Source organism: Deltaproteobacteria bacterium, from assembly GCA_009692615.1.
Taxonomy (GTDB): domain Bacteria; phylum Desulfobacterota; class Binatia; order UBA9968; family UBA9968; genus DP-20.
On record SHYW01000005.1, the window covers coordinates 78,769 to 88,297 of the forward strand.

General features: G+C 56.2%; 10 protein-coding genes. 9 read left to right on the forward strand and 1 reads right to left on the reverse strand.

Annotated features, from left to right (window positions below; all coding sequences use genetic code 11):
- Positions 1–35: 35 nt before the first annotated feature.
- The 7 genes from EXR70_02180 (at position 36) to EXR70_02210 (ending at position 6,180) form a co-directional block, all read left to right on the forward strand.
- A complete protein-coding gene (locus tag EXR70_02180; protein ID MSP37286.1) occupies positions 36–308 on the forward strand; it encodes a ferredoxin family protein in 273 nt (90 codons plus the stop codon).
- Between the two features lie 120 nt (positions 309–428).
- Positions 429–1,496: an ornithine cyclodeaminase family protein gene (locus tag EXR70_02185; GenBank protein MSP37287.1), complete on the forward strand. Its 1,068-nt coding sequence runs from the start codon at positions 429–431 to the stop codon at positions 1,494–1,496.
- Between the two features lie 25 nt (positions 1,497–1,521).
- Positions 1,522–2,520, forward strand: a complete 999-nt coding sequence (locus tag EXR70_02190; protein ID MSP37288.1) for an extracellular solute-binding protein — start codon at positions 1,522–1,524, stop codon at positions 2,518–2,520.
- A gap of 16 nt (positions 2,521–2,536) precedes the next feature.
- Positions 2,537–3,244 carry an isochorismatase family protein gene (locus EXR70_02195; GenBank protein MSP37289.1) on the forward strand — a complete coding sequence of 236 codons (708 nt, stop codon included), beginning with the start codon at positions 2,537–2,539 and terminating at the stop codon, positions 3,242–3,244.
- Positions 3,245–3,269: 25 nt separating this feature from the next.
- Complete coding sequence (locus EXR70_02200; protein ID MSP37290.1) at positions 3,270–4,406, forward strand: aminopeptidase P family protein; 1,137 nt, start codon at positions 3,270–3,272, stop codon at positions 4,404–4,406.
- Between the two features lie 174 nt (positions 4,407–4,580).
- Positions 4,581–5,576: an ornithine cyclodeaminase family protein gene (locus EXR70_02205; protein MSP37291.1), complete on the forward strand. Its 996-nt coding sequence runs from the start codon at positions 4,581–4,583 to the stop codon at positions 5,574–5,576.
- 223 nt (positions 5,577–5,799) lie between these two features.
- Entirely contained in the window at positions 5,800–6,180 is a 381-nt protein-coding gene (locus EXR70_02210) for a hypothetical protein (GenBank protein ID MSP37292.1), read from the forward strand.
- Positions 6,181–6,919: 739 nt separating this feature from the next.
- Here the strand turns inward: EXR70_02210 and EXR70_02215 are convergent.
- On the reverse strand, positions 6,920–7,972 hold the full coding sequence (locus tag EXR70_02215; protein MSP37293.1) for a cupin domain-containing protein: 1,053 nt from the start codon (positions 7,970–7,972) through the stop codon (positions 6,920–6,922).
- Between the two features lie 104 nt (positions 7,973–8,076).
- Here EXR70_02215 and EXR70_02220 point away from each other — a divergent pair, with 104 nt between their 5' ends.
- Positions 8,077–9,078, forward strand: a complete 1,002-nt coding sequence (locus EXR70_02220) for an ABC transporter substrate-binding protein (GenBank protein ID MSP37294.1) — start codon at positions 8,077–8,079, stop codon at positions 9,076–9,078.
- A 107-nt stretch (positions 9,079–9,185) separates the two neighbouring features.
- A partial coding sequence (locus EXR70_02225) for an LLM class flavin-dependent oxidoreductase (GenBank protein MSP37295.1) occupies positions 9,186–9,529 on the forward strand: 344 nt, incomplete at its 3' end.

The window sequence follows — 9,529 nt, forward strand, 5'->3', positions numbered from 1 at the left end:
TAGTTAGGTTGGAGTCTGACTCTAGGAGGAATGAGATGACCTATATTATCGCTGAGCCCTGCATCGACGTGAAGGATACCGCTTGCGTGGACGTCTGTCCGGTGGACTGCATTCATCCGACAAAAAATGAGACTGAGGAGTTCGAGAAAGAAAAGAAGCTCTATATCGATCCCGAGGAGTGCATCGACTGTGGGGCCTGCGAGCCGGTTTGTCCCGTGGAGGCGATCTTTGAGGAGGCGGCGGCGCCGGATAAGTGGAAACATTTTATTAAGATCGACGCCGACTGGTTCAAAGCAAAGAAGGGCTAACAACTAATTTGCAATCGCGAAGTTTTACGAAGGGCTGAGGAATTCTCCTCGGCCCTTCGCGCTTTTGCCGGCTTGACTCAACTCCATCCACCGTATAGGCAAGCCATTGGAGGACTGCCCATGGTTCTAGTTTTAAAAAACGCTCAAATGGAAAACCTGCTGCCGATGTCGGAAGAAATCGCCGCCATTGAGCAAGCCTTCGTCGAACTCGGCCAGGGCAAAGCGATGAATGCGCCGCGCGCCCGGCTGCGCACGCCTTGGAAAGAAGAAGGCGGCCAGTACTATTTCAACAACATCATGGGGCTGGTGCCGGGGGTGAAATCGATGGCGCTGCGCATCGATTCGAGCTTCTCCAAGGAAATCTCCGTCGACGGCGCCAAGCGGCGCGTCTATCCCGGCGATTTCATCGGCCTGGTCATGCTCTTCGACATGGACACTTGCAACCTGCTGGCGATCATGGACGATCACTTCATATCGACCATGCGCGTTGGCGCGACAAGTGCCGTAGCGAGCAAATATCTCGCCCGCAAAGACGCCAAAATCATGGCGCTGCTCGGCTCCGGCGAGCAAGCCAAGACCCAAGTGACGGCTCACGCCTGCGTGCGGCAATTAACCAAAGTCAAAGTCTACAGTCCGACCAAAGCGAATCGCGAAAAATTCGCCAAAGAGCTGAGCGCCGAAACCGGCATCGACGTCGTCGCCGTCAATTCCGCGGAAGAAGCGATCCGCGGCAGCGATATCGTCACCGCCGCGACCAACACCGTCGATCCGGTGATCCAAGGCAAATGGCTCGAACCCGGCATGCACTTGAACAGCATCGTCGGCGGCGACAATTTTCTGCCGCGAAAAGAACTGGACGACGAAGCGGTGATTAGGTCGAATCTGATCGTGGTCGGCTACAAGCCGCAAATATTTCTCGACAAGCAGGCGGAATTTCACGATCGCCTCGAACGCGGCATCGTCAAACCCGAAGATCTGCACGAGCTCGGCGAATTGTTAAACGGCAACTGCCGCGGCCGCCAGGACGACCGAGAAATCACATTTTTCAAAAACAACACCGGCATGGGCATTCAGTTCGCCGCCACGGCGCGAAAAATGTACGAGAAGGCCAGAGAGAAAGGCATCGGCGCCGAATTGCCCTTGGACCTGTTCATGACCCAGCGCGGCGACAAGCTCTTCTCACCGTAATCCGGTGACGCGAAGCATAATAGATATGTCCTATTTGGTCCCATTCGTCTTGTTTTTTTTCGCGCTCTCGACAATCCCCGCGCTTGCCGCCGACTCCTCACTTCTCGACGGCGCCAAGCGCGAAGGCAGTTTGGTCTTTTACACGACCATGGATATCCAGAACAGCGGCGCCTTGGTCGAAGCGTTCAGCAAGAAATATCCGTTTATCAAAGGCGATCTGGTGCGCCTGGGCGGTACCGCCATGGTCAGCCGGATCATGACCGAAGCGCAGGCGGGAGCGAATCGATTCGATGTCGCCATCGGCATATCGCCGTCGTTCACGCCCATGCGCGAACGAAACTTGATCGCCCCCTATTTATCGCCGGAAATTCCCAACCTGCATGACGATCTTTACGATCCCAAAGGCTATTGGTCGACGGTTTATTTAAATACCTGGGTGCTGGGTTACAACAGCAAAGCGATGGCGCGTAACGAACTGCCGAAGAGCTACGATGATTTGCTCAAGCCGCAGTACAAACAGAAATTCATCATCGACATCGAGAATCACGATCTGTTCGTCGCCCTGTCCCAAGAATGGGGCCAGGAAAAAGCCGTCAATTATTTCAATGCCCTCGCCAAGCAGATTCCGGTATTTCTGCGCGGCAACACCAACCGCGCCAACTTCGTCAGCGTCGGCGAACGACCGATGACTTTCGTTTATGCCCAAGTCATCGAGCGCATGAAGCAAAGCGGCGCGCCAGTGGATTGGATTCCGTTGGAACCGGTGGCGGTGGAAACCAATGTCACCATGCTCTCGGCCAAGGCGGCCCATCCCAACGCCGCGCGTTTGTTCGTCGATTATTTGATTTCCAAAGAAGGGCAAGAGTTTTTGAAAACCTTTCGCCGCATCGGTCCGCGCAAAGATGTGAAGCCCGAGCCGGCGAAACTGTTCGAAGGCTTTCGCCGCCGTGTGGTGCCGCCCGAGGCGTATAAAAACTTCCGCGAACTAACTCAAATACATAACGAAGCCCTGGGCATTCGTTAATCGAGAGGAGCGAGCGATGAGAGACTGGGAAGCGATCATTCCGGAAGAAGAACGAAAAATTTACGACAAGGCCGGCTACAAGGGGAGCGAAAAGTTCGGCGTCAACCCGGCGCTGATCATCATCGATGTCATCACCGGCTTCACCGGCACCAAGCCGATGCCGGTGCTGGAAGCGATCGACGAATTTCCCACCAGCTGCGGCCAGGTCGCCTGGGACGCACTGCCGAAAATCAAGGAACTGCTCCACGCCTGCCGGGACGCCAAGATCCCGGTGATCTATTCCACCAGCGACCCCGACTTCAAAGCCGCCTTCGGCAACGCCACCAAGCGCGGCGTCGACAAAACCGACTTCGAAAAACTCGCCGTGGAATTTCCGGCGATGATCAAACCCAACGACAACGAATTCATCGTCCGTAAGGCGCGCGCCAGCGCGTTTTTCGGCACGCACTTAATCACCTATCTCGTGCGCAAAAACATCGACAGCCTGCTGATCGCCGGCACCAGCACCTGCGGATGTGTGCGCGGGACAGTTCTCGATGGCTACTCCTACGGTTATCCGGTTTTCCCCGTCGAAGAATGCATCTTCGACCGCTCACGCACTTCCCATCTCGTAAATCTCTTCGAGATGAACGCCAAGTACGCCAGCGTCATCCAGCTCAGCGAAGCACTTGACTACGTCGGCAAGATTAAGCGATTAGAAGGCCGCAAAGCGCTCGCGAGTTAGTCGCGTACAAAGGAGCCAGCAAATCATGGCGACCGAATCCCCCTTCGTCGATCAAGAATACTTCGACCGCTACGCCCGCGCTCAAGCGCTCATGGAACGCGACGGCCTCGACGCCCTAGTGGTCTCGGAGAAAAACAATTATTGGTATTTTAGCGGGCTGATTAGCTACCAGCTGGATCATATTCAGCGCCCGCAGATTGGCATCCTACCGAAAAGCGGCAAGCCGCTGCTGCTGGTTTATGGCAACGATAAAGCGAAAGCCAAGGCGCTGCCATGGGTCGGTGAAGTGCGCGCTTACACCGACGTGCCGTTTCCCCAGGAGATGATCGCCGCTTCGATCAAAGAAATGGGCTTGGGTGAAGCGAAACTCGGCTTCGAACTCGGTGACGATCAGCGTTTGGGAATTCCGGTAAATTATCTCTCCGGCCTGACGGAAGCTCTGCCCAAAGCGCAGATCAAAGACGGCAGCGCCGCACTGACGGAAATGCGCATCATCAAAAGCGCGCGCGAAATCGCCTTCATGCGCAAGGCGTGCGAGATCTCAGTCAAAGCCTACGACCGTTGCTTGCCGCAGCTAAAGTCCGGCATGACCCGGCGCGAAGTCGCCGACCGGCTGTACATTTCAATGATCGAGGAAGGCGCCCACCCGCGCCATCCCGGATTTCTCATGTTGAATTCGTCGACCCGCTACGACGACCGGGTTTATAATAAAGGCGACCGCATGATCGCCGACTTTGGCGCCTGCTACGAAGGCTACTACGGCGACGTAACCAGAATGGCGATCTTCGGCGCGCCGACCGACGAACATAAGAAAGACCATGAAACCGCCTGCGATGTGATCGATCTCTGTTTCGAGTCGATGAAAGTCGGCACGCCGCTCGCCGAAGTTTCCCGCGTCGCCAATCGGGAACTCATCAAGCGCGGCTATGAAGCCGTCGACAGCCCCAAACGCATCGGCCACGGCATCGGCATGTCACGCGCCGAACCGCCTTCATTGAACGAAGTCGAGACGGAAATTTATCGTCCCGGCATGGTGTTGGCGTTGGAACCCAAAGTCCGCTCGGCAAAGAGCGCGGTGCATCTTGAAGAAGATGTGCTGATCACGGAAAAAGGACAGGAATTTTTAACCAGCGGTTGCCGCCGCTTGGATGTGATTAACTGATGTAAGCTATCGAGCCAAATCTTATCCTCTCCCTTGACGGGAGAGGGCGAGGGTGAGGGTGCCCCATCGATTACCCCTCATCCTAGCCTTCTCCCGCAAGGGGAGAAGGAACTATTATTTCCGACCTTCGCGCCCTTGGCGTGCTTTGCGCGAGGGAAATTTTGGAACGAGAATATGGAAACCAAAGGCATCCTCTACCTCTCCAATAACGACGTCAAAAAAGTTCTCGACCTCGGCCGGGCCATCGAGATCACCGAACAGGCGCTGCGCGATCACAGCGAAGGACGAGTGACCTGGTCGACGCCCGAGGACTTCGCCATAAAACCCGAACAAGGCTGGCAGTCCTGGGTCACCGGCTGCGCGTTGCAAACAACACCCGTGGCCGGCTTTCGCATTCGTTCGATCAAAGCCGCCGGCGGCAGCCGCGATGTTTCGCGCCCGCCGCGCGGACCGAGACGGGTGCTCATACTCAGCGATCTCGAAGGCGGCGAGATTCTCGCCTTCATGGACGAAGACTGGTGCCACGCCGTGCGCACCGCCGCCGCCGCCACCGTCGCCATGCGCGTGCTGGCGCGCAAAGACTCGACGGTGATGGCCATGCTCGGCGCCGGCGACACCGCCCGCGCCGCCGTGCCGGTGATGGCCCAGGCTTTTAAGTTGAAAGAAATCCGCGTCACCTCGCGCACGCCCGAGTCGCGCCAAAACTACGCCAAGGAAGTCGGCGCCGAATATGGTTTGAACGTAATTCCGGTGGAATCCACCGAAGCCGCATTGAAAGGCGCCGATGTGGTGATCTCCGCGACCACGACCTCGACGCCCTTCGTTGAAGAGTCCTGGCTCGGCGCCGGCAGCACCGTCTACTCTATCGGCAAGCATCAAGAGATGGCCAGCTCGATCTACAAAAACACCGACAAATTCGTCGTCGACAGTTGGCTCCACTGCAAGAACAAGTCAGACATGCAAAGGATGCTGAAGGAAAACTACTTGAGCGAAAAAGATCTCTACGCCGAACTCCCCGAACTACTCGCCGGCAAAAAGCCCGGCCGCCAGTCAGATCAAGAACGCATCTTCATCCGCGCCATCGGCCTGGTCAACCAAGACATCGCCATGGCCGATCACATCTACCGCAGCGCCCTAAAGCAGGGCATCGGCACGCGGCTGCCATACTGATAAATTCGTCGACGCCAAGGCCCTAAGTCTAGCTTCACCCAGAGTTCCTGTGCTACCAAAGCTGGATTTGTTGACCGTTCGCCAGGCATGCTAAGCTAACCGCATTAATGGAGAAAACATTACGAGTCTTGAACGATCTGGTAGTGGCCGGCGACCTTAGCCGCTATGCAATCGGCGGCGCCATGGGTGCGACCTCTACGTCGAACCGGTGCTGACTTTCGACTTGGACATCTTCGTTATCTTGCCGCAGACTGCCTCAGTGCTACTTTCGCTCGGACCGCTGTACGCGGAGTTACGAAATCGCGGTTACAATGAGGAAAGTGAATGCGTCAATATTGAGGATATACCCGTGCAGTTCCTACCCGCATACAACGATCTCCTGATCGAAGCACTGGCCGAAGCACGCGACGTGCTGTACGAGCAAGCTCCTACGCGAGTCCTGCGCGCGGAACATCTCGTAGCTATCGCCATTCAAACGGGTCGCGACAAAGACCGAGAACGGGTGCGGCTTTTGCGCGAACAAGCGGAACTCGACGGAGAGTATCTAGCCAATTTACTGAAACGCCACGGTTTAGAAGGCAAATGGCAGCCATGGAGACCTTGAAACCAGAAATCGCTCGACTCATCGCCGCCAAGGAGCAACGTCGCCACGAGCTGGCCAGGCTGCCCTTTGCTGAAAAAGTGCGCTTGGTAGTAAAACTACAACACATGGCCGCGCCTGTGTTACGAGCGCGGGGTCGCGTAGTGAAGGTGTGGCCATCTTACGATGACAAGCCCGTGGGTCGAGAATGAGTGGAATGCATCTTCCACCACTCGCGCGCTCCACACCTGGTCAATCTTTTCGAGATGAACGCCAAGTACGCCAGCGTGGTTCAATCATCTACCGGAACGCCAATCGCACCACGCGGAACAAAGTATTGGGCTTTGCATTGGCAATTGACCGCGAGTAGGATAATCGCGACTCAGAACCGAATGAACAAGGAGAATATTATGAACCGACTCAAAGCCATTGCCGCATTACCGTTGATCGTCGGCGCGTTGGATTTCTTCGCCGCTACTTCATGGTCGGCCGAGGCTTTCGTTCTTAAAGTTGCCGACCCTTCGGGGCAGTACTGCCATTTAAAATTTCCCGCGATCACCGAGGACACTTTGTTCAGTGATCGCCGGTGCTCAAAAGCCCGAGCGACGGCGATATCATCGACCTTTACGGACCCTGCAACTACGACCCGTTGGGCAAAGAGTCCGTAACCAACCAGCGCGTCGACTACGCGCGCTCGCGCCGGCACCAATACGACAACAGCAACTGATCGTTTGTTAGGCCGCGGCGAGCGCGACGCGCGGCGTTACATATCCACTTTGACGCCGTTCTTAGCGCACTCATCGGCGAACACCTTACGCATCGATTCGTCGCCTTCTTCGAATTCGATCTGTTCGACGCCGCGCTCTTCGCCCTGCACCGCGGTGTTGGCGTGGAGCGCGACGAATTTACAGGGCCGGTTGCCGGTGTTGTAGTGCTGGTGCCAGCCCCCCGCCGGCGGTGAGATTACCGTGCCTTCTTGCCAATCGTAGCGTTTTGGCTTCTCGCCCTCCTGCCACATCAACGTGTAGCCGGTGGAGTCGAGCAGAAACACATGGGCGCCCGGCCCATGGCGGTGGGCTTTTTTGTAGCGGCCGACGGGAAACTCCGAGACATGGGCGAGCATGGAACCGCCGGACATGTGGATGTACATGTTCTTCGTGCCTTTGCCGCGTTTCTCGCGCGCGACTAAATTTATTTTGCGGATGTCGGGAATGAAGTTGGAATGGAGAATCCCGCCGTAATATTCGGTGAAATATTTTCCTTCCTTGGAAAAAAACTCGGCGTCGCCGAGATCGAAGCGGTCTTTGAACTGATAGTTGGTGTTGTAGATAAATTCCGGATCGCGGTAGAGCTCGAAGGCGATCGGCTGGCTGGTGAGCGCGAAATAACGCGCCGGTTCGCTGCCGCTGGCATTGAAATGTTGGTGCCAAGCGTTCAAAGGAATGGCGAAGGTACTGCCGCGCTCCCATTCGAAAGTTCGTTTCGCCATGTCGTCGTACCAGACTGAAGTCGCGCCGCGCCCGGCGGCGACGGTGATAATCTCTTCGTAAAGTTGGCGCTGCGGTTTGTTGCTCTTGCCCGGATCGATCTCGGCGATGTAGCCGTCGGCGACCATCTGATCGGAGAAGGTACAAATCGCCCCCTTGCAGTCCTTGCGCCGCCAATAGCCCACCGGCTCGGTGCGCACGTCCTGGACGAACTCACCGCCGACGATCGGCACGCCCTCAGATTTGATCCAGTTTTTATACGGACTGTACCTGTCCATCATGAACTGGACATAGGGATGAACTTCAAATTCTTTTTGCGGCCCGGCCATGGCGCTTCACCTCGCTTTTTTTGTGGACGTTACTGCGAGGATGCAACGGATGTCAACTTGCGATAGGTTGCGGCATGATGAAATCATGAGACCAAGGAGAAATCATGCATCACTTCCTCGCTTTGTTGATCGTTGCGATCGTCAGCTTCTGCGGGCACACCGACGGATTGACTCAGAGTAAAGAACTCAGCCGCATCCGCGTCAGCTATTCGTCCATCGGCGCGGCTTCGCTGGCGACCTGGCTCGCCCTGGACGCGGGATTCTTTCAAAAATACGCTCTCGATGTCGGCCTGATCTACATCGGCGGCGGCCCGCGCGCCATGTCGACGACCATCGCCAACGAAACGCAAATCACCCAAGGCGCCGGCACCGGCAGCATTCTCGCCAAGCTCGGCGGCGCCGACACTGTCATGTTCGCAACCCTGCTCGACACCACGCCACAGAGTCTGATGGTCAACGCCAACATCCGGTCGCCGCAAGATTTGAAAGGCAAAAAATTGGGCGTCACCCGCTTCGGCGCGCTGAGCGACTTCGGGGTGAGAAAATATCTTCAAAAGATCGGCCTGGACGCGGAAAAAGACGTGACGATCCTGCAACTCGGTGGCCTGGCGGAAATCCTCGCGGCGCTCCAAAGCGGCGCCATTCACGGCGGCGCGTTATCGTCGCCGGCGCTGACCAAGGCCAAGCAGCTGGGCTTCAACGAGATGATCGATCTCGGCGATCTCGGCATTCGCTATCCCGGCCTCTCCTACATGACCACCGAAGCTTATATCAAAACCAATCGGCCCATTGTCAGCAATTTTCTCAAAGCGATCATCGAATCGACCCATTATTTGAAGCGCAACAAGGAGGTCTCGATCCGGGTGCTCAAAAAATACACCAAGATCGACGAGCCGGCGGTGCTCGAAGAGACCTATCAACTTTTCACTCAGCGCTATTTCCGCTTGGTGCCGACTTCATCGGCCGAAGAAGTAAAAACCGTCCTCGACCAAATCAAAGACAAAGACCCGCGCGCGCGGACCACCGACTACGACAGTTTTATCCGCGGCGATGTGCTGCGCGAAATCGTGCAGAGCGGTTTCTTCAAGCAGCTTGCCAAAGGATGACCCCAAATGGCCGATTTTGCCTCGGCACCGCATGGACTTTGCCGTCAAAAATGTGATAAGAAACCTCTTCACATATCGAATGAATTAACTCACTAAGGAGAATTGCCATGGCGACAAAGTTGAAATTCGGTTTACTCTTACCCCACTTTTGCGAATATGGTTCCACTGAACTCTGTGTCGAGGGCTCGAAAAAGGCTGAAGCCTATGGCTTTGACTCGGTTTGGGTCAGAGACCATTTAGTTTTCGAACCCCACGGCATGGAGGGCGAAGACAACACCCACATCGAAGGCTTGCTGATCCTCGCGGCAATTGCCACGGTGTGCAAAAAGCTCACCCTTGGCACCGGCACGGTAATCTCGCACCGCCACCCGATTCATCTGGCGCAGTCCATGGCCGGTCTCAGCACCATGTGCGAGAACCTCATCATGGGTCTCGGTCTGGGCACCTTTCC